The following is a 23,172-nucleotide window of genomic DNA, read 5'->3' as shown; positions in this document are numbered from 1 at the left end:
GCAGTCAACGGTGCTCGAAGAGGAGCAGCGTGGCCGCCGTCCGCATCCCGGTCGACCGGGATCTCTCGATCGATTTCGCCCGAGCGTTCTGCCTGCCGATCGTGGTGCTGCTGCACGCCCTGCAGATGGGCATCGGCGGCGACCCGCTGCGGGCGTTCAACGCGCTCGACGGCTTCGAACCACTCGCCTGGGCGACGTGGCCGCTCATGATCATGCCCGTCTTCTTCATCTGCGGCGGATTCGCATCGATCACGCAGTGGCGGCGGCTCCGCGGACACGGTGAGACCGTCTCCCACTACATCCGGATCCGCGCCATCCGCCTGGCGCAGCCGGTGGTCGTGCTCGTCGTGGCGGTCGGAGCGGTGCTCGCGGGCATGCTCCTGGCCGGGGTCGACGCCGAATTCGTGCGCACTTTCGCGGTGCGGCTCGCCGAGCCGCTGTGGTTCATCCCGGTCTACCTGATCTGCACGGCGCTCGTGCCGACGATGTCGTGGTTGCACCGGCACGCGCCGTGGCCCGCCTATCTCGGGCTCGCCGGGGCGGTCGTGGTCGTCGACGTGCTCGTGCGGGGGTTCGGCGTGCCGGTCGGGGCACTCAACTGGATCTTCGTCTGGTTGTTCGCGCAGCAGCTCGGGTTCGGGCTCCGCGACGGCTGGCTCGCACGCCGGTCGCGGCTCGTGCTCATCGCCGTCGCGGTCGGGGCGTACGGCGTCATCGGCGTGCTCGTGACCTGGTTCGGCTACTCGCACGACATGCTCGACAACCTCAATCCGCCGACGCTCGCGATCCTCGCCCTCGCCCTCGGCCAGGTCTGCCTGTTCGCGCTCGCGCAGCCGCTCATCCGGCGCATGATGCACTGGCGGCCGATGCTCGGCACGGTGTTCGTCTTCGGCGTGTACGGCATGGTCATCTACCTCTGGCACACCTTCGCGATGGCCGTCGTGACAGCGGCGCAGTTGCTGGTCGGGTTGCCGTTCCCGCCGGTACTGTCGCCGGCGTGGTGGGCGACGCGTCCGCTCTGGATCCTCGCCATCGCGGTCGTGGTGGCCGGATGCTGCGTGGTCGTGCCGCGCATCGAGGCGCGCTGGCCGAAACCGGTCGAGCGTCGGACCCCGCTCGCCGCGGTGCTGGCCTGGAGTGCGTCAGCAGTGGCCGGCGTCGGCGTGCTGCTCGTGCTCGGATACGTGCCCTGGCAGAACGGACTGCTGGGCTGGACGCTCGTGACGGTCGCGGTCATCGCGCTCATCGTCGGAGGTCCGGGTGCCCGAACGCGGAGTGCGGCGCCGGCCGAACTGCAGGGCACGGCGGCCGTGCCGACGCCGCGATCGTAGGCTTGACTGCATGGTCGTCTCCGAATCCGTCGCATCGCCCGGCACCGGTGGCGGTCCGGCCGTCGAAGCAGGCGCCGATGACGGCGCGGTGCGCGTGCGACTCTCGATCGCCTACGACGGCACCCGGTTCAACGGGTGGAGCCGGCAGCCGGGCCTGCGCACCGTCCAGGGGCTCGTCGAGGACGCGCTCGGGCTCCTCTTCCGTCGCACCGGCGCGGTACCGCGGCTGACGGTCGCGGGGCGCACCGATGCCGGCGTGCACGCGCTGGGGCAGGTGGCGCACTTCGACGTCCCGGCCTCCGCCCTCGCCGCGGTGACCCGGGCGCGGCGCGGCGATGCGACCGAACCCGGGGCCGCCGACCTCGCTGCGGTGCTGCTGCGACGGCTCACGGGCGTGCTCGGGGCATCCGATGCCGATGTCGTGGTGACGGCCGCCGCGCTCGCGCCCGACGGCTTCGACGCGCGCTTCTCGGCGATGTGGCGACGATACGAGTACCGCATCGCCGACGCGCCGGCGGTGCGCGATCCGCTCGACCGCCTGCGAACGGTCTGGCATCCGCGCACGCTCGATGCCGAGCGGATGGATCTCGCGGCGCAGACCCTGCTCGGGCTGCACGACTTCGCGGCGTTCTGCAAGCCGCGCGCCGAGGCGACGACCATCAGGACCCTGCAGTCCTACCGATGGCGGCGTGACGTCGACGGCGTGCTCGTGGCATCGCTGCAGGCCGATGCGTTCTGCCATTCGATGGTGCGCGCACTGATCGGCGCGGCCGTCGCGGTCGGCGAGGGCCGCCTCGACCTCGAGGCGCCGGCCGAACTGCTTCAGGCCGCGCAGCGCACGAATGCCTTCATGGTGATGCCGGCGAAGGGCCTCGTGCTGACCGAGGTCGGCTACCCCGACGACCATGAACTCGCGGCCCGCGCCGCACAGACGCGGGCACGGCGCGAACTGCGCGTGCGGATCGAGGACGGCTTCGCCGAAGCATCCGGGGCAGGGGAGTGAGGGGAGTCCGATTGGACGACCGCGCCTCGACCCGCTAAGCTTGCCCTTTGGTGCCGTCCTCTGCGGCGGCATCCGAAGTTGAGCCCTCCACCAGGGCGTTCGAACGCATCGCGGGCGAACACCCACCGGAGTGGGATTCACGAACCCCTCACTCGATCAGAAAGCAGCACTTCCGTGACGCGCACGTTCACTCCCAAGCCGTCCGACATCCAGCACGACTGGGTCGTCATCGACGCAACCGATATCGTTCTCGGTCGTCTCGCGAGCCACACCGCAGCACTGCTGCGCGGCAAGCACAAGGCGATCTTCGCGAACCACGTCGACACCGGTGACTTCGTCATCATCGTCAACGCCGACAAGGTGGCCCTCACCGGCCAGAAGCTCGAGCAGAAGAAGGCCTACCGCCACTCGGGGTACCCGGGCGGCCTCACGGCTGTCAGCTACGCCGAGCTCCTCGAGAAGAACCCCGTCCGCGCCGTCGAGAAGGCGATCCGCGGCATGCTCCCGAAGAACTCGCTCGGTCGGGCCCAGCTCAAGAAGCTGAAGGTCTACACCGGCCCGGAGCACCCGCACGCGGCCCAGCAGCCCAAGCCGTACACCCTCACCCAGGTCGCCCAGTAATTCCGGCACCCTCGACGTTCTCGAAATAAGGATTCACACCACCATGGCGAAGATCGCAGACCAGATCGAAGCGGCTCCCGAGAGCTACACCACCGAGAGTGCCCCCGAGGCAGCTCCCACGACCCCCCGCGCCGTGCTCAACGTGTCGGGCGCGGCCGTCGGCCGTCGCAAGCAGGCCATCGCCCGCGTGCGCCTCGTTCCCGGCGCCGGTGGCATCACCGTCAACGGCCGCGAGTTCGCGGCCTACTTCCCCAACAAGCTGCACCAGCAGCTCATCACCGACCCGTTCACGGTGCTCGAGCTCGTCGGCTCGTACGACGTGGTCGCGAAGATCACGGGCGGCGGCCCCTCGGGCCAGGCAGGCGCGCTGCGTCTGGCGATCGCCCGCGCACTGAACGAGATCGACCGCGAGAACAACCGCGCGACGCTCAAGAAGTCGGGCTTCCTCACGCGTGACGCTCGCGTCATCGAGCGCAAGAAGGCCGGTCTCAAGAAGGCCCGCAAGGCGCCGCAGTTCTCGAAGCGCTGATCCCAGCGCTCGGTTCTCCGTACATGCCTCGGCTTTTCGGAACCGACGGGGTCCGGGGCCTGGCCAACCGTGAACTCACGGCTGACCTGGCCCTGGGCCTCGCCCAGGCGGCTGCCGCCGTCCTCACTCAAGGGCGCCACGCCGACGAGCTTCGTGCCGCCGGTCGGCGGCCGGTCGCCGTCGTGGCGCGCGATCCGCGCGTCTCCGGCGAGTTCCTCACCGCAGCCGTCTCGGCCGGCCTCGCGAGCTCCGGTGTCGACGTGCTCGACGCCGGGGTCATCCCGACCCCCGCGACGGCGTTCCTCATCGACTCGATCCGTGCCGACTTCGGCGTGATGATCTCGGCGTCGCACAACCCGGCGCCCGACAACGGCATCAAGTTCTTCTCCTTCGGCGGCACGAAACTGCCCGACGAGGTCGAAGACCGCATCGAGTCGTTCCTCGGCAGGCAGAAGCTCGCTCCGGTCGGCGACGGAGTCGGTCGCATCCGCCGCTTCGCCGACGCCGAAGACCGCTACGTCGTGCACCTGCTCGGCACGCTGCCGCACCGGCTCGAGGGCCTCAAGGTCGTGCTCGACTGCGCCCACGGCGCCGCGGCCGGCGTCTCGCCGGAGACGTTCAAGGACGCCGGCGCCGAGGTCATCGTCATCGGCGCCGACCCCGACGGCATGAACATCAACGACGGTGTCGGGTCGACGCACCTCGAGCAGCTCCAGGCCGCCGTCATCGAACACGGAGCCGATCTCGGCATCGCCCACGACGGCGACGCCGACCGCTGCCTCGCGGTCGACGCCGACGGCAACATCATCGACGGCGACCGGATCATGGCGATCCTCGCGGTCTCGATGAAGGAGCGCGGCACGCTCACCGACGACACCCTCGTCGTGACCGTCATGTCGAACCTCGGCCTGCGCCGCGCGATGGCCGAACACGGCATCCGCGTCGTCGAGACGAAGGTCGGCGACCGCTACGTGCTCGAGGCGCTCGCCGCCGAGGGCCTCGCCCTCGGCGGAGAGCAGTCGGGCCACGTCATCATGAGCGAGTTCGCCACCACCGGCGACGGAGTGCTGACGGGTCTTCACCTCGCCGCCGAGATGGCGCGCACCGGCAAGACCATCGCCGAGCTCGCCTCGGTCATGACGGTCTACCCGCAGGTGCTCGTGAACGTGCGCGGCGTCGACCACCACGCACTCGCCGCCGACGCGGAGATCGCTGCGGCGGTCGCCGCCGTCGAGGCCGAGCTGGGAGACAGCGGCCGCGTGCTGCTGCGCCCCTCGGGCACCGAGCCGATGGTCCGCGTCATGGTCGAGGCCGCCGAGCAGGAGGTCGCCGAGCGGCACGCCGAATCCCTCGCCGCCGTGGTGCGCGAGCGACTCGCCATCGACTGACGGCGCATCGTCCGAGACGACGCATCCCCTGCAGGGCGCACGTGCGCCCTGCAGGGGATGTTCCGCGTTCAGAGCTTGCGGAGCAGCACGCTCGAGACGGTGTGGTCGGAGCCCTTCCGGAGCACGAGCGAGGCGCGCGAGCGCGTCGGGCGGATATTCTGCAGCAGGTTCGGCTCGTTGATCGAGTGCCAGATCTCGCGTGAACGCGCCCGCGCCTCCGCCTCGGTAAGGCTCGCGAATCGGTGGAAGTACGAACGCGGGTTCGCGAAGGCCCCTCGCTGGAGCTTCAGGAACCGCTCCTCGTACCACCGGGCGATGTCGCTCGTGCGCGCATCGACGTAGATCGTGAAGTCGAAGAGGTCGCTCACGGCGAGACGGTGCCCGGGGCCGGGCGGCTGCAGCACGTTCAGGCCCTCGACGATGAGCACGTCGGGCCGGCGCACGGTGATCTGCGCGTCTTTCACGATGTCGTACGCGAGGTGCGAGTAGAACGGCGCACGCACTTCGGCGGCACCCGCCTTGACCTCGCTCACGAAGCGGAGCAGCGCCCGCCGGTCGTAGGACTCGGGGAAGCCCTTGCGCGCCATGAGCCCGCGTCGTTCGAGCTCGGCGTTGGGGAAGAGGAATCCGTCGGTCGTGATGAGCTCGACCCGGGGCGTGTGCTCCCAGCGGGCGAGCAGTTCGCGCAGCAGGCGAGCGATCGTGGACTTCCCGACCGCCACTGAGCCGGCCACGCCGATCACGAACGGCGTCGATTCGACGCGCTCCCGCAGGAACTCGCTCGTGACGTTGTGCAGCGACTTCGTGCCGCCGACGTAGAGGTTCAGCAGGCGGCTGAGCGGCAGGTAGACCTCGGCGACCTCGCGCGGATCGAGCGGTTCGCCGAGTCCCCGCAGCTGCACGATCTCGGTGTCCCGCAGGGGCGAGGGCATCGACGGCGCGAGCGCGGCCCAGTCGGCGCGGTCGAGTTCGATGAATGGTGAGATCTGCGCCGGGTGCGACGACGGACTCTGCGGATCGGGCACCGTGCCAGTGTAGTCAGGCGGAGCGGGCGCCCAGCCGCGCGCCAGTAGAATCGCACGCATGTGTGGAATCGTCGGATACGTCGGAGAGCGCAACAGCCTCGACGTCCTTATGGGAGGCCTGCGTCGCCTCGAGTACCGTGGCTACGACTCGGCGGGAGTGGCGGTGGTCGACGACGACGGTGCCATGGAGACGGCCAAGCGGGCCGGCAAGCTGCAGGTGCTCGCCGACGAACTCGAGGCGAACCCCCTGCACCGCGGCGGCACCGGCATCGGCCACACCCGCTGGGCGACGCACGGTGGCCCGACCGACGTGAACGCCCACCCCCACCTCGGCGACGAGGGCCGCCTCGCCCTCATCCACAACGGCATCATCGAGAACTTCTCCGAGCTGAAGGCGGAACTCCTCGCCGACGGCTACACCTTCGAGAGCGAGACCGACACCGAGGTCGCCGCGGTGCTCCTCGGCAAGGAGTACCGGTCGACCGGTGACCTCCGAGCGGCCTTCCGCAACACCGTGTCACGGCTCGACGGCGCGTTCACCCTGCTGGCCGTGCACCGATCTGAGCCCGGCGTCGTCGTCGGCGCCCGCCGCAACTCCCCGCTGGTCATCGGCCTCGGCGACGGCGAGAACTTCCTGGGGTCGGATGTCGCGGCCTTCGTCGAGTACACGAAGCGCGCCCTGGCGATCGGCCAGGACCAGATCGTCGCGATCACCGCGGGCGACGTCGTGGTGACCGACTTCGACGGACAGCCCGTCGAGGTCGAGCCGTTCGACGTCGCGTGGGACGCCTCCGCCGCCGAGAAGGGCGGCTGGTCGTCGTTCATGCGCAAGGAGGTCGCCGAGCAGCCCGAGGCCGTCGCCAAGACGCTCCTCGGCCGCGTCGTCGACGACGCCGTGGTGATCCCCGAGCTCGAGTCGTTCGGCGATGAGGAGCTCCGAGGCGTCCGCCGCATCACCGTCATCGCCTGCGGTACCGCCTCCTACGCGGGGATGGTCGCGAAGTACGCGATCGAGCAGTGGGCGCGCGTGCCCGTGGAGGTCGAGCTCAGCCACGAGTTCCGCTACCGCGAGCCGGTGCTCGACGACCACACGCTGGTCGTCTCGATCAGCCAGTCTGGCGAGACGATGGACACGCTGATGGCCGTGAAGTACGCGCGCGAACAGGGTGCGCGCACGATCTCGATCTGCAACACGCAGGGCGCGACGATCCCGCGCGAGTCCGACGCCGTCGTCTACACGCACGCGGGCCCCGAGGTCGCCGTGGCGTCGACGAAGGCGTTCGTGGCGCAGATCGCCGCGCTCTACCTCTTCGGACTGCACCTCGCGCGGGTGCGCGGCACGCTGTCGGCCGAAGAGATCGCCGTCCAGCTCCACGAGCTCCAGGCGGTGCCCGAGAAGCTCGAGCTGGTGCTCGCCGAGTCCGAGAAGGTCGCGCAGCTCGCGCACTGGATGGCCGACACCCGCTCGGTGCTCTTCCTCGGCCGTCACGTCGGTTACCCCATCGCGCTCGAAGGCGCCCTGAAGCTCAAGGAGCTCGCGTACATCCACGCCGAGGGCTTCGCCGCAGGAGAGCTCAAGCACGGCCCGATCGCGCTCATCGAGCCGGGGCAGCCCGTCTTCGTGGTCGTGCCGAGCCCGCGCGGCTCCGCGACCCTTCACCCGAAGGTCGTCTCGAACATCCAGGAGATCCGCGCTCGCGGTGCACGCGTCATCGCGATCGCCGAGGCCGGCGACGCCGCGGTGCTGCCGTTCGCCGACGAGGTGCTGCGCATTCCGCTGGCGGCACCGCTCTTCGAGCCGCTGCTCGCGGTCGTGCCGCTGCAGATCTTCGCGATGGAGCTCTCGCAGGCGAAGGGCCTCGACGTCGACCAGCCGCGCAACCTCGCGAAGTCGGTCACGGTCGAGTGAGCATGCGGGTGCGGGAGGCGGCGGCGTGATCGCGGGGATCGGCATCGATGTCGTGGACATCGCCCGGTTCGAGCGGTCGCTGACCCGTACTCCCGCGCTCCGGGAGCGACTGTTCGCCGAGAGCGAACGCGGTCGGCCGGTGCGGTCGCTCGCCGCACGGTTCGCCGCGAAGGAGGCGCTCATCAAGGCGCTCGGCGGCAACCCCGTGATCCGGTGGCACGACATGCGCGTCGTCCAAGACGAGCACGGCAACCCCGACTTCGAGCTCTCGGGCGCGATCGCCGAGCTCACGGGCAGCCTCGGCATCGAGCGCGTGCACCTCACGATGAGCCACGACGCCGGCATCGCGAGCGCGTTCGTCGTGCTCGAGACCGGCACGGGGTGCGCGTCGTGACCACGGCAGCGGATGCCGCGGCGCCGCCGTTCCGTGAAGCGGTCGTCGACCTCGACGCCGTGCGCGAGAACGTCCGCACGCTCGCGGCGGCCGTGGCGCCCGCGCGCACGATGGCCGTGGTCAAGGCGAACGCCTACGGGCACGGCGCCGTGCCCGTGGCGCGGGCCGCGCTCTCGGCCGGTGCCGAGTGGCTGGGCGTCGCCGACATCGCCGAGGCGCATGCGCTCCGTGACGCGGGCATCGATGCACCGCTCCTCGCCTGGCTGCACGACCCCGGCGCCGACTTCGGGCCGGCGATCGCCCGCGACATCGATCTCGGCGTCTCCTCGCGCGAACAGCTCGAGGCGATCGTCGCTGCCGCGGCATCCGTCGGCACCGCCGCCCGCGTGCACCTGAAGCTCGACACCGGGCTCAGCCGCAGCGGGGTCGCACCCGAGCACTGGCCCGGAGTCGTCGCCCGCGCCGCAGAGCTCGAGGCCGCGGGGCGACTTCGCGTCCGCGGGCTCTTCAGCCACCTCGCCAACACCTCTCCCGACGAAGACGCCGCGCAGCTCGCGGCGTTCGAGCTCGGCATCGCGCAGGCCGAGGCGGCCGGATTGCGTGCCGAGGTGCGCCATCTCGCCTCGACCGCCGGTGCGTTGCGGCTGCCGGCGGCCCGCTTCGACCTCGTGCGCATCGGCATCGGCGCCTACGGCATCCCTCCGTTTGGCGACGGCACGACCGCCGCAGACCTCGGGCTCCGACCGGTGATGACCCTGCGAGGCCGCGTCGCCGCCGTGCGGCGCATCGAGCCGGGCACCGGCGTCTCCTACGGGCACACCTGGCGCGCCGATCGCCCGACGAACCTCGCGCTCGTGCCGCTCGGCTATGCCGACGGCATCCCGCGTCAGGCTTCGGGTCGTGGCGAGGTCTGGATCGCGGGGGCGCGGCGCCCGGTCGTCGGCCGCATCGCGATGGACCAGTTCGTGGTCGACGTCGGCGAAGACCCCGTCGCGACCGGCGACGAGGTCGTGCTGTTCGGCGACCCGCAGACCGGCGCCCCCTCGGCCGACGAGTGGGGCGACGCCGCCGACACGATCGGCTACGAGATCGTCACCCGCATCGGGGCGCGCGTGCCGCGGCGCTACCTCGGCGGCGCATGATGCGCTTCGAGGCGCCGGACACCGAGGCCATGGAGGCGTTCGGCCGTGAGCTCGGAACCGTGCTGCGGGCGGGCGACGTCGTCGTGCTCACCGGCCCGCTCGGGGCGGGCAAGACCACGCTCACGCGCGGCATCGGCGCGGGCCTCGGCATCCGCGGGCCGGTGCAGAGCCCGACGTTCGTGCTCGCTCGCACGCATCCGAGCCTCGTCGGCGGCGCCCCGCTCGTGCACGTCGACGCGTACCGGCTCGGCAGCTCGGCGCTGCTCGACGACCTCGATCTCGACTTCGACCGTTCGGTGGTCGTGGTCGAGTGGGGCGCCGGCCTCGTCGAGGACGTCACCGACTCGTGGCTCGAGATCGTCATCGAACGACCCACCGGTGCGAGCGCCGTCGTCGCGCGAGCAGCGGATGCCGCGGGCGAGGAGTCCATCGACGGCGACGCCGACCTCGATGCAGCGCTCGACGCCGACGAACCCCGGGTCGTCACGGCGACGGGGTACGGCCCCCGTTGGGCGGACACCCCGTACGCCGCGCGCGCGTAGGCTTGAGGGCATGCTTCTCGCGATCGACACCTCGACGGGCACGAGTGTCGCGGTCGTCGATCGCGACCGCGCCACGGGCGAGCTGCGCTGCCTCGCCGAGACCGGCACCGACGACACGATGCGCCACGCCGAGGTGATCGGCGGCTTCATCAGGGACGCGCTCGCCCAGTCGGGCGTCGACCGGCGCGACCTCTCGGGCGTCGCCGCCGGCATGGGACCCGGCCCGTTCACGGGACTCCGCGTCGGCATCGCGGCCGCGCACGCCTTCGCGCTCGGCATCGACCGCCCGTTCGTGCCCGTCGTCAGTCACGACGCGATCGCCGCGAGCAGGTACGCCGCGGGCGACACCGGCCCGCTGCTGGTCGTCACCGATGCCCGTCGGCGCGAGTTCGCCGTCTCCGAGTACGACGGGCTCGACCGCGACGGCTTGCCCGTGCGGGTCGGCGGCCCCGGGCTCGTGCCGCGCGATGACGTGCCGGCGGCGCGGGGCATCCGCTTCGACGCGACGGTCGTCTCCGCGGGCGCGATCGGCGTGCTCGCCGAACTCGCCTTCGCCGCCGGGCGGCTACCGCTCGCGGCCGACGCGCCGATCTACCTGCGCGCACCCGACGTGACCCCCTCGGCCGGCAAGAAGGTGCTGCGATGAGCGTGTTCATGCGGCGGGCGAAGGTCGCCGACCTCGATCGCATCATGGTGCTCGAACGCGAGACGTTCGAGGCCGACGCCTGGCCCGACGACGCCATGCGCCGCGAACTCGAGAGCCCGCACGCCTACTACCTCATCGCGGTCGACGACGAGGCCGACGACGAGGCCGCCGGCCTGCTCGGCTACGCCGGGCTCCTCGCGCCCAAGGGCGGCGGTCAAGCCGACATCCAGACGATCGCGGTCGCGCCTGCGATCCGCGGCATCGGGCTCGGGCGCGGGCTCATGCACGCGCTCATCACCGAGGCCCGCCGACGGCACGTCGCCGAGATCTTCCTCGAGGTGCGTGCCGACAACCCCATCGCCCGCGCGCTCTACGACTCGCTCGGCTTCGAGGAGATCGGCATCCGCCGTCGCTACTACCGCGGCGGCATCGATGCCGTGCACATGCGGCTGACGGTGCCGCCCGCAGTGGCCCGGCCCGCCGAGGCGGACGCGGCCGGTGCGGCATCGTCCGAGCGCACCCCGATCGAAGCACGAGACGCGGAGGCGAAGCGATGAACCGGGACGCCCCGCTGATCCTCGGCATCGAGACCTCGTGCGACGAGACCGGCGTCGGCATCGTGCGCGGAACGACGCTCCTCGCCAACACGATCGCCTCCTCCATGGACGAGCACGCGCGATACGGCGGCATCGTGCCCGAGGTCGCGGCGCGTGCCCACCTCGAGGCGCTCGGCCCCACGATCCGGGCGGCGCTCGCCGAGGCATCCGTCACGCTCGACGACCTCGACGCCGTCGCCGTGACGAGCGGCCCCGGTCTCGCGGGTGCCCTCATGGTCGGAGTCGGGGCAGCGAAGGCCCTCGCCCTCTCGCTCGACGTGCCGATCTACGCGGTGAACCACCTCGTGGGCCACGTCGGCGCCGACCTGCTCGACACGGCCGCGCCGCTCGAGACGCCGACGGTCGCCCTGCTGGTCTCGGGTGGTCACACCTCGTTGCTGCTCGTGCGCGACCTCGTCTCCGACGTCGAGCTGCTCGGCGAGACGATCGACGACGCGGCAGGGGAGGCATTCGACAAGGTCGCCCGCCTGCTCGGCCTGCGCTACCCGGGCGGCCCCGAGATCGACCGGGCGGCGATCGGCGGCGACCCGCGTGCGATCCGCTTCCCGCGAGGGCTCACGCAGCCGAAGGACCTGGTCGCGCACCGCTACGACTTCAGCTTCTCGGGCCTGAAGACGGCCGTCGCGCGCTGGGTCGAGCAGCGCGAGGCCGCCGGTGAGCCAGTGCCGCTCGCCGACGTCGCGGCGAGCTTCCGCGAGGCCGTCGTCGACGTGCTCGTCTCGAAGGCGGTGGCCGCGTGCACCGACCTCGGGGTTCCGCGCCTGCTGCTCGGCGGCGGCGTCGTCGCCAATTCGCGCCTCCGCGAAGTGGCGATCGAGCGAGCGGATGCCGCGGGCATCGCCCTGCGCATTCCGCCGCTGTCGCTCTGCACCGACAACGGCGCGATGATCGCGGCCCTCGGCGCGCAACTCGTGATGGCGGGGCATCCGCCGTCGACGCTCGATTTCGGGGCCGACTCGACCCTGCCTGCGACCGAGATCCAGATGGCGGCGAGCGTCGCGTAGGCCGTGCGTCCCTGCGCGTGTCGCGGTAGTGTGAGCGGGAGAACCGGCTGCCGCCGTCGTCGACGGCGCCCGGAGCGCCTGCCGCCGTGGCTGCGCGCATTCGACCGCATCGAGGGGAACACCGACAGTGACCGATCCGAACCTTCCCGAGCAGCCCGCCGTTCCGCCGGTCCCGCCGGCACCGCCGGCCGCGACCGAGGTTCCGGCCGCGCCGGCCGCACCCGCTGCACCCGCGTATGCCGCACCGCAGCAGCCCGCAGCACCCGCGTACGCGCAGCCGGCCCCCGCCTATGGGCAGCCCGCCCCCGCCTACGGCCAGCCCGCATACGGTCAGGCGCCGGCAGCCAAGACCAACGTGCTCGCGATCGTCTCGCTCGTGTCGGCGTTCTTCGTCTCGCTGGCAGCGATCATCACCGGCCACATCGCGCTCAGCCAGATCAAGAAGACGGGCGAGCAGGGCCGCGGCCTCGCGATCGCGGGTCTGATCATCGGCTACGTCGGCCTCGCGGCCGGCCTCATCTGGATCATCCTGGTCATCGTCCTCGCGGCGGCCGGTGCCTTCAGCAGCTCGTACTCGTACTGAGCGACGAGCTCGCGCCACGAACGACCACGAAGAAGGGCGGAATGCCATGAGTGATCCGAAGAACCCCGACGTTCCCGATGAGCCGGCGGAGCCGGTGACCCCGAGCGTGCCCGAACCCGAGGCGCCGACCCCGGCCGAACCCGCGGTGCCGAGCGCACCCGAGCCGGTCGCTCCGGTCGAGGCGGCGCCCGCTGCGTCGACTCCCGACGTGCCCGAGGTTCCGTCGGCGCCCGAGCCGCCGGCCGCGCCCGAGCCGCCGGCTCCGCCTGCACCGCCGGCCCCGCCCGCTGCTCCGAGCTACGGCGCGCCGGTGCCGCCGACCGCTGCTCCGACCTACGGTGCACCGACGCCGCCGGCACCGCCGGCACCGGGTGCCTACGGTGCTCCCGCCGAGCCTGCTGCCGGCGCTCCGGCACCCGGGTACGGCGCCCCCGCGGCGGGGTACGGCGCTCCGGCGCAGCCCGCCTACGGCGGCGTGTACGCTCCCGCGACGCCGGCGAAGCCGACTCCGGTGCTCAGCCTGATCTCGCTCATCGCGGGCATCGTGGGTGTCGTCGGTGCGCTCGGAGTGTTCTGGATTCCGGTTGTCGGCGGCATCATGCAGCTCTTCATCCCCGCCGCTGCCGTCGTGCTCGGCTTCCTCGGCAAGAAGAAGGAGCCGGCGGCGAAGGGCATGTGGCTCACCGGCATCATCCTCGGTTTCGTCGGCATCGTCTTCGGGTTGCTCATGATCGTGGGATGGGTGATCGCGCTGGCGACCTTCAACTCGTTCGACTACTACTACTGAGGGATACCCGATGACCGCGCGTGATGGGGCTTCGCCCGACGGCGAAGCCCCTGACCGCGTTCCGGGGTCCGGCGAACCCGACGCTTCGCCACAGCCGGACACGTCTTCGTCGGCCGCGTCGCCGCCGAACGCGCCTCTGCCCGACGTGTCGCTGCCCGACGCACCGGCGCCGCCACTCGCTCAGCCCGCGTTGCCGCCCGACCCGCTCGCTCCGTTCCAGCCGGCCGAACCGACGTTCCGCGCGGAACCCGCAGTGCGCGAGTTCGAGGTGCCGTTCGACACCGGCCAGTTGCAGTCGATCTCGACCGGGCAGCTCCTCATCGTGCACCGCCCGGGCTTCGACGCGGTCGAAGAGGCCGAAGAGGAGACGCAGCGGCGGGTGTACAGCTGGGTCGCCGCCGTGGTGGGCACGATCGGCGCCGCGGCATCGCTCTTCGTCGGCTGGATGCTGCCGCTCTCGATCGCGGCGATCGTCTTCGGGGTGCTCGGTCTGCGCCGCGAGGAGCACGGCCGAACGCTGGCCTTCGTCGGCATCGGCACGGGGCTCGCCGGGCTCGTGTTCTCGGCCGTCTGGATCGGGTACTACGCGATCGTCTTCGGCGCGCTTCCGAGCTGATCGGGCCTGCGCGTCAGAGGCGTTCGACGAGCAGGGCGACGTGCCGGCCCGACTCCCGCGTCAACACGATCGTCGCGGATGCCGCGCCCTTCAGCTTCAGTCGCGTGCGCAGCTGCGCCGGGTCGACGTCGACGCCGCGCTTCTTGATCTCGAGCGTGCCGACGCCGCGGGCGGCCAGGGCCTGCCGCAGCTGACGTTCGTCGGCGGGCAGGCGCTCGAGCACGCGGAAGCCGCGCGCGAACGGCGAATCGAACGCCGTGTCGGAGGTGAGGTACGCGATGCCCGAGCTGAGCATCCATGCGCCGTTCGCCCGAGCGAGGTCGCCGATCAGTCGCGCGCGGATCACGGCGCCGTCGGGTTCGTACACGTACTCCCCGAGCGGGCCGACGGGTGCGTCCTCACTGTCGGCGTCGGCGGTGAGCTCCTGGGCGGCGTCACCGCGGATCACGAGCGCTGCCCGGCGGATGCCCGGGCGTGCGACCGCCCCGAACCAGACGCCGAGCTCGACGAGGTCGCCGTCGACCGAGACCCACTGCGCCTCGGCACCCGCCGGAATCACGTCGCGATCGGTGCCGGGGCCGAGCTTCACGCCGACGGGCATGCGCTCGCCGAGCCCGAAGGCGAAGTCGAGCGAGGGGGAGTAGGCCGAGGCATCCGCGATCCTCGTCGTCGTGCCGCCCGCAGTCGTGCGGCGCGCGGGGTCGAGCCAGGCGCCATCGATGCCGCCCAGGGCGACGTGCTCGGCCTGCTCGTGCAGCACTCGGACCCGGGGGAACGGCGTGAGGTTGTACGCGGCGACGGCGGCCGTCACCTCGTCGGCCTCGGCGGCGGTGACCTCGAGGTCGATCGCGGCCATGGCGAGGGCGTCGCCGCCGATGCCGCAACCGAGGTCGGCGACATGGCGCACGCCGGCGCGCGAGAACCGGCCGGCATGGAGGGCGGCGACCTTCAGGCGCGTGGCCTGCTCGAGGCCCGCCTCGGTGAAGAGCATGCGCGAGGCGAACGGGCCGAACTTGGCCTCGGCCTTCGCACGGAGCTTCGCCTGGCTGAGCACGGCCGCGACGAGCGTCGGCGGGTGACCTTGCTTCCGCAGATCGGCGACGGTCTTGACGATGTCGGCCTTCGAGTCCCAGTCGGGCAGCCCGTCGAGCAGCGTGAGACCCTCGGGGGAGAGCAGTTCGACGAGTTCGGAGCGATCCACTCGGCAACGCTAGCACCGCGCGGCCCGAGCGCCCCGCGCGCGTCGCGATGCGGATCGCCCCGTTTCGCCAGTGGCTGAACGGGCTGGCACTCACGTTGCACGAGTGCCAAATCGCGCCTAGACTCGCCTTAGCACTCTCGCTCTGAGGCTGCTAACCAAGTCTTCGTCAAGACAGTTTTCTTCACAGAGAGAAGGGGTCAACCGTGTCGGTTTCCATCAAGCCGCTCGAGGATCGCATCGTCATCAAGCAGGTCGAGGCCGAGCAGACCACCGCATCCGGTCTGGTCATCCCCGACACTGCCAAGGAGAAGCCCCAGGAGGGCGAGGTCGTGGCAGTGGGCCCCGGCCGCATCGATGACAACGGCAACCGCGTCCCGCTCGACGTCGCAGTCGGCGACAAGGTGATCTACTCGAAGTACGGCGGCACCGAGGTCAAGTTCGGCGGCGAGGACTTCCTCGTCCTCTCGGCTCGCGACGTGCTCGCAGTCGTCGTCCGCTAAGGCGCGACCGCATCGATCCGAGGCCCGGACGCCCAGTGGGGCGTCCGGGCCTCGTCGTGTTTCCGGGCAGCGGATGCCGCGGCATCCGCCGCCCGGAGTCGTACCGACGGCGCCGTCGCGCCGTCATGGCCGGATCTCGTCGCGGAACGGCCGACGGGGCGCCGATCGACGCCCGTCCTCGGGCGTAGTCTGTGCTGGTGTCATCCCGCTCCGAGACCCAGGTTCCCGCTTCGGCCGGCGCGTCGGCCGGCGTGAGCCGTTCCGGCCTCCTCTACGCGATCGCCGCCTACGGGCTCTGGGGATTCCTGCCGATCTACTTCATCGCGCTGGCGCCCTCCGGTCCGGTCGAGATCGTCGCGTGGCGGGTGCTCTTCTCGCTCGTCTTCTGCGGCCTGCTGATCCTCGTCACGCGCGCATGGCGTGCGCTCGCCCTGCTCTTCCGCGACCGGCGCATCGTGCTCACGATGGGCCTCGCGGGGGTGCTCATCTTCATCAACTGGCAGACCTACGTGTTCGCGGCGACCACGAACCAGGTCGTCGAAGCGGCGCTCGGCTACTTCATCAACCCGATCGTCACCGTGTTCCTCGGCGTGTTCGTGCAGCGCGAGCGGCTGAATCCGACCCAGTGGACCGCGGTCGGGATCTCGATCGTCGCGGTGATCGTGCTCGCCCTCGGCTACGGTCAGCTGCCGTGGATCGCGCTCGTGCTGGCGTTCTCGTTCGGGTTCTACGGCCTCATCAAGAAGCGCGTCGGCCCGAAGGTCGACGCCGTCTCGGGCCTGACGCTCGAGACGGTGTGGCTCGCGCCGCTCGCCGTCGTGCAACTCGTCTTCGTCGCCATGACGACCGGCCTGACCATCGGCACGGTGAGCGTGTGGCACACGCTGCTGCTGATCGGCCTCGGCGCGGTCACCGCGGTGCCGCTCCTGCTCTTCGCGGCCGCGTCGCGGCGACTGCCGCTCATCTTCATGGGCTTCATCCAGTACTTCGCGCCGTTCATCCAGTTCCTCGTCGGCGTGTTCATCCTGCAGGAGCCGATGCCGCCCGAGCGCTGGGTGGGCTTCGGGCTCGTGTGGCTCGCGCTCATCGTGCTGACCGTCGACCTCATCCGAGGGGTGCACGCCTCGCGCCGGGTGATCGCCGAGCCCGCCTGAGCCCTCGTCGAGGCGCTGCGACCGAGTCGGAACCCGAGCAGGGGGAGCGGATGCCGCCTGCGCGCGATCCTCGCGTGAAAGCCCGGGTTTCCGCAGATTCCGTGCGTTGAACGCGGCCGAGGTGTCGGCGGGGTAACGATTGACGCGGTGTTACACGGTTGTGACCGCAGCGTCTTGTTTCCGCCATGGGCGCGGAATACTGTCAGACAACGGCGTCACCATGGCGCTGCATTGTGTACCAATTCCTTCAGTCCCAAGGAGCAACATGAGCGTATTCGCGAAGGCCACGGCCAAGCGTTCGGCTCGCGCAGCCTGGACGGGTCTCGCCATTGCCGGCGTCAGCACCCTTCTCCTGTCTGCGTGCGCGTCGGGCGGCACGCCGTCGACCGAGACGGAAGAGCCGGGTGAAGACACCGCCGGCGACGCCCTGCCCATCGAGGCCGGTGAACGTGACCTGGACCTCAAGATCGGCACGATCCTTCCCCAGAGCGGTACGCTCGCGTTCCTCGGCCCGCCCGAGGAGGCCGGCGTGGCACTCGGTGCAGAAGAGGTCAACGAAGCCGACGCGGGCATGAGCCTCGAGGTCGTCTACCGCGACTCCGGTGACACCACGACCGACATCGCGACCGTCTCCGTGACCGACCTGCTCTCGCAGGACGTCTCGGCGATCGTCGGTGCTGCTTCATCGGGTGTCTCGTTCACCGTCATCGACCAGATCACCTCGGCGGGAGTCGTGCAGTTCTCCCCGGCGAACACCTCGCCCGACTTCACCGAGTACGAAGACGCCGGTCTGTACTTCCGCACGGCACCCTCCGACCTGCTCCAGGGCGAGGTGCTCGGCACGCAGATCGCCGACGACGGCAACTCGACGCTCGGCCTGCTCGTGCTGAACGACCCCTACGGCACCGGCCTCGCGGCCGCGACCAAGGCGGCGTTCGAAGCAGCCGGCGGCGAAGTCGTCGCCGAAGAGCTCTTCAACACGGGTGACTCGAACTTCGACGCGCAGCTCTCGGCCATCTCGGCCTCGAACCCCGACGCCGTCGCAGTCATCACGTTCGACGAGGCCAAGGTCGTCGTGCCGGCGCTCGTCGGCTCGGGCTACCCCGGCGACCAGCTCTACTTCGTCGACGGCAACCTGTCCGACTACAGCGCGGACTTCGCACCCGGCCTCATCGCCGGCTCGAAGGGCACGCTGCCCGGCCCGAAGCTCGACGACGACTTCCGCGACCGACTGCTCGCAGTCAACGCGGACCTCGCCGACTTCAGCTACGGCCCCGAGTCGTACGACGCAACGGTCCTCATCGCCCTCGCGGCGTACGCGGCGAACAGCACCGAAGGTGCCGACATCGCCAAGTACCTGCGTCAGGTCTCGGGCGGCTCGGGCGACGGCGAGAAGGTCACCACCTTCGCCGACGGCGCTGCGCTGCTCGCCGAGGGCAAGCAGATCGACTTCGACGGTGCTTCCGGTCCCATCACGCTCGACGAGCACGGTGACCCGACCGAGGCGACCATCGGCGTCTACGAGTACGGCGACGACAACAAGTACACCCGCATCAACTAGTACGGGTCGTCACTGAGCGGGTCCCGGCTTCGGCCGGGGCCCGCTTTCGTGCGCCAGGCGCATGCATGGCACCGAGCCGCCCGCACCGGCCCTGATACCGTCAAGGCCCATGAGCGACGGCTGCATGTTCTGCGCGATCCTCGCGGGTGAGGCACCCGCGCACCACGTGTACGAGGACGAGCTGACGATCGCGTTCCTGAGCATCCATCCGGCAGCGCCCGGACACACCCTGCTCATCCCACGAGAGCACGCAGCGGGGCTGTGGGACCTGTCGGATGCCGCGGCTGCCGCACTCGGCCGTTCGCTTCGACGCGTCGCCGGCGTCGTCACGACCGAACTGGGCCCCGATGGCATGACGGTGTTCCAGGCGAACGGCGCAGCCGGATGGCAGTCGGTCTTCCACGTCCACTTCCACCTGGTCCCGCGGATGCACGACGACCTGCTCGTTCCAGCGTGGACCGAGATGCTCGCCGATCCGCTCGGGCTCGACCCGATGGCTGAACGGCTCCGAGCGGCGTTCACTCGGGAACGGGAGCCGCTCCGGGAATGACAGAGGGGCGGATGCCGCAGCATCCGCCCCTCTTCGATCTCGTGCTCTGTCTCAGTCCTGCCCGAGCGTGCCCAGGTAGAGACCGATGACCTTCGGGTCGTTCAGCAGGTCGCGACCGGTGCCCGTGTAGGCGTCGCGGCCCTGGTCGAGCACGTAGCCGCGGTCGCAGATCTGCAGGCAGCGGCGGGCGTTCTGCTCGACCATGATGGTCGTGACGCCGGCGCGGTTGATCTCCTTCACCCGCAGGAACGCCTCGTCTTGACGCACGGGCGAGAGGCCTGCGCTCGGCTCGTCGAGCAGCAGCACGTGCGGGCCCATCATGAGCGCGCGAGACATGGCGACCATCTGCCGTTCACCGCCCGACAGCGAGCCGGCACGCTGGCCGAGTCGCTTGCCGAGTTCGGGGAAGATCTCGGTGACGAACTCGAGCCGCTCCTTCAGCCCCTTGGGCTTCTGGAAGAGGCCCATCTCGAGGTTCTCCTGGATGGTGAGCGACGGGAACACGTTGTTCGTCTGCGGCACGAATCCCACGCCCTTGGCGACGAGCTTGTTCGCCTTCAGGTTCGTGATCTCCTCGCCGTTCAGCCGGATCTGGCCTTCGCGCACCTTCACGAGTCCGAAGATGGACTTGAGCAGGGTCGACTTGCCGGCGCCGTTCGGGCCGATGATGCCGATGAGCTCGCCCTGTCGTGCCACGAGCGAGCACGCGTTCAGGATGTTCACTCCGGGCAGGTAGCCGGCGGTGACGTTGTCGACCGCGACGACCTCGGCGCCGAGGGGCTCGATCACTGCGCTCGCAGCGGATTCACTGTTCGTCATCGATGAGCTCCTTGATGGCCTCGATGTTCTCGGTGTCGGTGACACCCAGATCGGTGTCGTGGTGGGCGCCGAGGTAGGCGTCGATCACGGCGGGGTTCTCCATGACGGTGTGAGGATCGCCCTCGGCCACGATGCGACCCTCGGCCATGACGACCACCCAGTCTGCGATGTGGCGCACCATGTGCATGTCGTGCTCGACGAAGAGCACGGTCATGCCCTGCGACTTCAGGTCGAGGATGTGGTCGAGCAGCGACTGCGTCAGTGCCGGGTTCACCCCGGCCATCGGCTCGTCGAGCATCACGAGGGTCGGATCGCTCATGAGCGCCCGCGCCATCTCGAGGAGCTTGCGCTGCCCGCCCGAGAGGCTCGCCGCGTAGTCGGTCTGCTTGGCATCGAGCTTGAAGCGGGTGAGCAGCTCGACCGCCTTGGCCTCGATCTCCTCCTCCTGCTTGCGCCAGATGAAGGGGAAGACCGCGCGGAAGAGGTTCTCGCCGCTCTGGCCCTTCGCGCCGAGCTTCATGTTGTCGAGCACGCTGAGCAGGCCCAGCGCCTTCGTCAACTGGAAGGTGCGGATGAGGCCCATGCGGGCGACCCGGTAGGCGGGCACATGCGCCAGCGAGCGCCCCTCGAACTCCCACTTGCCGGTGTCGGGCTTGTCGAAGCCCGTCAGCAGGTTGAAGAACGTGGTCTTGCCGGCGCCGTTCGGGCCGATGAGGGCCGTGATCGCGCCACGGGGGATCTCGACGTGGTCGACGTCGACCGCCTTCAGGCCGCCGAACGTGCGGGTGACCCCGTCGGCGATGAGGATCGGGTCGACCTTGCGGCAACCCGGTTCCGCCTCGCCGATGTGGAGGCCGGTGGTCTTCACCGGCTTGGACGTGGGAGTGACATCACTTGACAAAGGCCAGCTCCTTCTTGTTTCCGAAGATGCCCTGAGGCCTGAAGATCACGATCAGCATGATCGCGATGCCGACGAGGATGAACCGGAGCTGTCCGGCCTGCACCTGCGTCATGAACGGGAGCCAGCCGGCCTCGACCGCTCGGGAGATGAAGCCCGAGAAGAAGGAGAGCAGCACCCAGAAGATCATCGAGCCGATGATGGGCCCGAGGATCGTGGCGGCCCCGCCGAGGAGCAGGATCGCGTAGACGAAGAAGGTGAGCGAGGTCTGGTAGTTCGCGGGAACGACCGCTCGGGGCAGGATGAAGATCATGCCGGCGAGGGTGCCGTAGACGCCACCGAGGATGAGGCTCTGCATCTTGTACGAGTAGACGTTCTTGCCCAGGGCGCGAACGGCGTCTTCATCCTCACGGATGCCCTTGATGACGCGGCCCCACGGGCTGCGCATGATCAGCCAGGTGAGCAGTGCCAGGAGCACCACGACGGTCCACCCGACGATGCGCAGCCACCAGTCGTACTCGTTGTACTGGAACGGGCCGAAGCCGTAGGTGCCCTTCGGGATCGGGTTGAGGGCCGCGAAGCTGCCCTTGTAGCCGTTCAGGCCCTGCGCCGAGCCCGTGACGGCCTCGAACGTGTTCGTCGTGAAGATGAGCCGCAGGATCTCCGCCGCCGCGATCGTGACGATCGCGAGGTAGTCGGCGCGGAGCCGCAGGGTCGGGATGCCGAGGATCAGCGCGAACACGACGGACGCGCCGATGCCGACGAGCACCGCGGCCCAGACGGGCAGGTCGAACGAGAGCACCGAGATGGCGTAGCCGTACGCGCCGAGGGCCATGAAGCCCGCCTGCCCGAAGTTCAGCAGGCCCGTGTATCCGAAGTGGATCGCGAGGCCGAGGGCCGCCAGCGCGTATGCCGCGGTCGTGGGGCTGATGAGCTCCTGCGCCGCGTTGGAGAAGATCTGAATCCAGTCGATCATGGTCGGTCCTCCTTAGCCGATTCTCTCGCGGCGACCGAGGATGCCCTGCGGTCGGAACAGCAGCACGAGGATCAGCACGACGAGCGCGCCCACGTACTTCAGGTCGCTCGGCAGCCACAGCGTCGAGATCTCGATGAAGAGACCGACGATGAGGGAGCCGACGAGGGCGCCGAAGGCGGTGCCGAGACCGCCGAGGGTGACCGCGGCGAAGATCAGCAGCAGGATCTGGAAGCCCATGTCCCAGCTGACGCCGGGACGGAAGTAGGCCCAGAGGATGCCGCTGAGGCCGGCCAGCGCTGCACCGAGCACCCAGACGATGCGGATGACCCGGTCGACGTCGATGCCGCTCGCCGAGGCGAGGCTCGCGTTGTCGGCGACGGCGCGGGTGGCCTTGCCGATGCGGGTCTTCACCAGGAAGTACGCGACGGCGAGGAGGACCACGACCGACACGATCATGCTGCCCACGTCGATCCAGGAGAGCTGGACACCGCCGAACGACAGCTCCTTCGGGGCGGTCGCCCCCGGCAGCTGCCGGGTCGCTCCGCCGTAGAAGAACTGGTAGGTGTAGCGGATCGCGAGCGAGAGTCCGATGCTCACGATCATGAGCGGGATGAGCCCGACGCCGCGTTTGCGGAGCGGTTTCCAGATCACCGCGTCGAGGGTCCATCCGAGGCCGGCGCTGAGCACGATGGCGATCGCGATCGCCAGCCAGATCGGCCAGGCGAGATCGACGCCGAAGCTCAGCACCATGAGGGCGCCGAAGGTCACCATCTCGGCGTGGGCGAAGTTCGAGAGCCCCGTCGTGCCGAAGATGAGCGAGAGGCCGATGGCCGCGAGCGCGAGGAGCAGGCCGAAGTTCAGGCCGTTGATGACTCGCTCGAGCAGTTGCGCACCGAAGTTCGTCGTCGTGCGTTCGCCCTCGCCGAGGAAGAAGTTCACGGCCTTCAGCTTCGTGAGACCGAACTCGGCCGTGACGGTGGCCTCGCCCTTCGCGACGACGACGCCCTCGGGGAGGGTGTCTTCATCGAGGGTGACCTCGTACTCTCCCTTCTCGGGCACGCCGATGCGCCATTTGCCATCGACATCGGTCTCGGCGTCGGCTTCGAAGCCGCCACCTTCGACCGTGATCTTGACGCCTTCGAGCGGCTCGCGATCGAATTGCACGTTCCCCGTGAAGAAGTACTCGAATTCCTCGGAAGCCTGGGCCGTACTCCCATCCTCCGCCATCGCAGGGGACGCTGCGATGCCGGACAGAGTGAGTGCGGACACGAGGATTCCGAGGAGAACGAGCCACCTCCCTGGAGACCGATGGGCGAGCGTTCGTGTGGGTTTCACTGCACCTCCAAGGGCACCCCTCCGGCTGGTGGCCTTCGGGG

At 70.1% G+C, this 23,172-nt stretch carries 25 protein-coding genes; 19 read left to right on the top strand and 6 right to left on the bottom strand.

Going from position 1 to position 23,172, the window contains the following annotated elements; genetic code table 11:
- The first annotated feature begins 29 nt into the window (after positions 1-29).
- The 5 genes from BJY17_RS08370 (at position 30) to glmM (ending at position 4,872) form a co-directional block, all read left to right on the top strand.
- The gene (locus BJY17_RS08370) at positions 30-1,331 is read left to right on the top strand and encodes an acyltransferase family protein (protein ID WP_179550957.1); all 1,302 of its coding nucleotides are present in this window, start codon (positions 30-32) and stop codon (positions 1,329-1,331) included.
- Between the two features lie 10 nt (positions 1,332-1,341).
- Positions 1,342-2,334 carry a tRNA pseudouridine(38-40) synthase TruA gene (truA, locus tag BJY17_RS08365; RefSeq protein WP_179550956.1) on the top strand — a complete coding sequence of 331 codons (993 nt, stop codon included), beginning with the start codon at positions 1,342-1,344 and terminating at the stop codon, positions 2,332-2,334.
- Between the two features lie 174 nt (positions 2,335-2,508).
- The gene (gene rplM, locus BJY17_RS08360; RefSeq protein WP_056010815.1) at positions 2,509-2,955 is read left to right on the top strand and encodes a 50S ribosomal protein L13; all 447 of its coding nucleotides are present in this window, start codon (positions 2,509-2,511) and stop codon (positions 2,953-2,955) included.
- Between the two features lie 43 nt (positions 2,956-2,998).
- Positions 2,999-3,484 (top strand): 30S ribosomal protein S9, encoded by a 486-nt coding sequence (gene rpsI, locus BJY17_RS08355; RefSeq protein WP_074260125.1) that lies wholly within the window; start codon positions 2,999-3,001, stop codon positions 3,482-3,484.
- A 23-nt stretch (positions 3,485-3,507) separates the two neighbouring features.
- Complete coding sequence (glmM, locus tag BJY17_RS08350; RefSeq protein WP_179550955.1) at positions 3,508-4,872, top strand: phosphoglucosamine mutase; 1,365 nt, start codon at positions 3,508-3,510, stop codon at positions 4,870-4,872.
- Positions 4,873-4,940: 68 nt separating this feature from the next.
- Here glmM and coaA read toward each other — a convergent pair whose 3' ends face one another.
- Positions 4,941-5,897: a type I pantothenate kinase gene (coaA, locus tag BJY17_RS08345; protein WP_322789783.1), complete on the bottom strand. Its 957-nt coding sequence runs from the start codon at positions 5,895-5,897 to the stop codon at positions 4,941-4,943.
- Between the two features lie 58 nt (positions 5,898-5,955).
- On the opposite strand from coaA, the gene glmS reads away from it, so the two are divergent.
- From glmS to BJY17_RS08295, 10 genes are all read left to right on the top strand, one after another.
- The gene (gene glmS, locus BJY17_RS08340) at positions 5,956-7,806 is read left to right on the top strand and encodes a glutamine--fructose-6-phosphate transaminase (isomerizing) (protein WP_179550953.1); all 1,851 of its coding nucleotides are present in this window, start codon (positions 5,956-5,958) and stop codon (positions 7,804-7,806) included.
- A 25-nt stretch (positions 7,807-7,831) separates the two neighbouring features.
- Positions 7,832-8,200 (top strand): holo-ACP synthase, encoded by a 369-nt coding sequence (locus BJY17_RS08335; RefSeq protein WP_179550952.1) that lies wholly within the window; start codon positions 7,832-7,834, stop codon positions 8,198-8,200.
- Positions 8,197-9,342 (top strand): alanine racemase, encoded by a 1,146-nt coding sequence (gene alr / locus BJY17_RS08330; RefSeq protein WP_179550951.1) that lies wholly within the window; start codon positions 8,197-8,199, stop codon positions 9,340-9,342. Before BJY17_RS08335 ends, alr begins: the two co-directional genes overlap by 4 nt.
- Positions 9,339-9,884 carry a tRNA (adenosine(37)-N6)-threonylcarbamoyltransferase complex ATPase subunit type 1 TsaE gene (gene tsaE / locus BJY17_RS08325; RefSeq protein ID WP_179550950.1) on the top strand — a complete coding sequence of 182 codons (546 nt, stop codon included), beginning with the start codon at positions 9,339-9,341 and terminating at the stop codon, positions 9,882-9,884. Before alr ends, tsaE begins: the two co-directional genes overlap by 4 nt.
- A 10-nt stretch (positions 9,885-9,894) precedes the next feature.
- Entirely contained in the window at positions 9,895-10,530 is a 636-nt protein-coding gene (gene tsaB, locus BJY17_RS08320) for a tRNA (adenosine(37)-N6)-threonylcarbamoyltransferase complex dimerization subunit type 1 TsaB (protein ID WP_179550949.1), read from the top strand.
- The gene (rimI, locus tag BJY17_RS08315) at positions 10,527-11,087 is read left to right on the top strand and encodes a ribosomal protein S18-alanine N-acetyltransferase (protein ID WP_179550948.1); all 561 of its coding nucleotides are present in this window, start codon (positions 10,527-10,529) and stop codon (positions 11,085-11,087) included. The genes tsaB and rimI overlap by 4 nt, the downstream gene beginning before the upstream one ends.
- Positions 11,084-12,151 carry a tRNA (adenosine(37)-N6)-threonylcarbamoyltransferase complex transferase subunit TsaD gene (gene tsaD, locus BJY17_RS08310; protein ID WP_179550947.1) on the top strand — a complete coding sequence of 356 codons (1,068 nt, stop codon included), beginning with the start codon at positions 11,084-11,086 and terminating at the stop codon, positions 12,149-12,151. Before rimI ends, tsaD begins: the two co-directional genes overlap by 4 nt.
- A 127-nt stretch (positions 12,152-12,278) precedes the next feature.
- On the top strand, positions 12,279-12,734 hold the full coding sequence (locus BJY17_RS18920; RefSeq protein ID WP_179550946.1) for a DUF4190 domain-containing protein: 456 nt from the start codon (positions 12,279-12,281) through the stop codon (positions 12,732-12,734).
- A gap of 46 nt (positions 12,735-12,780) precedes the next feature.
- A complete protein-coding gene (locus BJY17_RS08300) occupies positions 12,781-13,521 on the top strand; it encodes a DUF4190 domain-containing protein (protein ID WP_179550945.1) in 741 nt (246 codons plus the stop codon).
- 145 nt (positions 13,522-13,666) lie between these two features.
- Positions 13,667-14,137 carry a DUF4190 domain-containing protein gene (locus BJY17_RS08295; protein ID WP_179550944.1) on the top strand — a complete coding sequence of 157 codons (471 nt, stop codon included), beginning with the start codon at positions 13,667-13,669 and terminating at the stop codon, positions 14,135-14,137.
- 13 nt (positions 14,138-14,150) lie between these two features.
- On the opposite strand, the gene BJY17_RS08290 is transcribed toward BJY17_RS08295, so the two are convergent.
- On the bottom strand, positions 14,151-15,338 hold the full coding sequence (locus tag BJY17_RS08290; RefSeq protein ID WP_179550943.1) for a class I SAM-dependent methyltransferase: 1,188 nt from the start codon (positions 15,336-15,338) through the stop codon (positions 14,151-14,153).
- A 203-nt stretch (positions 15,339-15,541) separates the two neighbouring features.
- Between BJY17_RS08290 and groES the strand changes: the two genes are divergently transcribed.
- From groES to BJY17_RS08270, 4 genes are all read left to right on the top strand, one after another.
- Positions 15,542-15,838, top strand: coding sequence for a co-chaperone GroES (groES, locus tag BJY17_RS08285; protein ID WP_022889766.1), 297 nt, complete (start codon positions 15,542-15,544; stop codon positions 15,836-15,838).
- Between the two features lie 197 nt (positions 15,839-16,035).
- Positions 16,036-16,992: an EamA family transporter RarD gene (gene rarD, locus BJY17_RS08280; protein ID WP_322789782.1), complete on the top strand. Its 957-nt coding sequence runs from the start codon at positions 16,036-16,038 to the stop codon at positions 16,990-16,992.
- Between the two features lie 265 nt (positions 16,993-17,257).
- Entirely contained in the window at positions 17,258-18,553 is a 1,296-nt protein-coding gene (locus tag BJY17_RS08275) for an ABC transporter substrate-binding protein (RefSeq protein WP_179550942.1), read from the top strand.
- A gap of 109 nt (positions 18,554-18,662) precedes the next feature.
- Positions 18,663-19,103: an HIT family protein gene (locus BJY17_RS08270; protein ID WP_179550941.1), complete on the top strand. Its 441-nt coding sequence runs from the start codon at positions 18,663-18,665 to the stop codon at positions 19,101-19,103.
- A gap of 51 nt (positions 19,104-19,154) precedes the next feature.
- On the opposite strand, the gene BJY17_RS08265 is transcribed toward BJY17_RS08270, so the two are convergent.
- The 4 genes from BJY17_RS08265 to BJY17_RS08250 are packed head-to-tail and all read right to left on the bottom strand — an operon-like array spanning position 19,155 to position 22,960.
- A complete protein-coding gene (locus BJY17_RS08265; RefSeq protein ID WP_179550940.1) occupies positions 19,155-19,922 on the bottom strand; it encodes an ABC transporter ATP-binding protein in 768 nt (255 codons plus the stop codon).
- On the bottom strand, positions 19,909-20,823 hold the full coding sequence (locus BJY17_RS08260) for an ABC transporter ATP-binding protein (protein ID WP_179550939.1): 915 nt from the start codon (positions 20,821-20,823) through the stop codon (positions 19,909-19,911). The genes BJY17_RS08265 and BJY17_RS08260 overlap by 14 nt, the downstream gene beginning before the upstream one ends.
- Positions 20,813-21,793, bottom strand: a complete 981-nt coding sequence (locus BJY17_RS08255; RefSeq protein ID WP_179552781.1) for a branched-chain amino acid ABC transporter permease — start codon at positions 21,791-21,793, stop codon at positions 20,813-20,815. The genes BJY17_RS08260 and BJY17_RS08255 overlap by 11 nt, the downstream gene beginning before the upstream one ends.
- 15 nt (positions 21,794-21,808) lie before the next feature.
- On the bottom strand, positions 21,809-22,960 hold the full coding sequence (locus BJY17_RS08250; RefSeq protein ID WP_322789781.1) for a branched-chain amino acid ABC transporter permease: 1,152 nt from the start codon (positions 22,958-22,960) through the stop codon (positions 21,809-21,811).
- Positions 22,961-23,172: the final 212 nt, after the last annotated feature.

The organism is Agromyces hippuratus, assembly GCF_013410355.1.
Lineage (GTDB): Bacteria > Actinomycetota > Actinomycetes > Actinomycetales > Microbacteriaceae > Agromyces > Agromyces hippuratus.
This window is presented reverse-complemented; position numbering and strand designations above follow the sequence as displayed.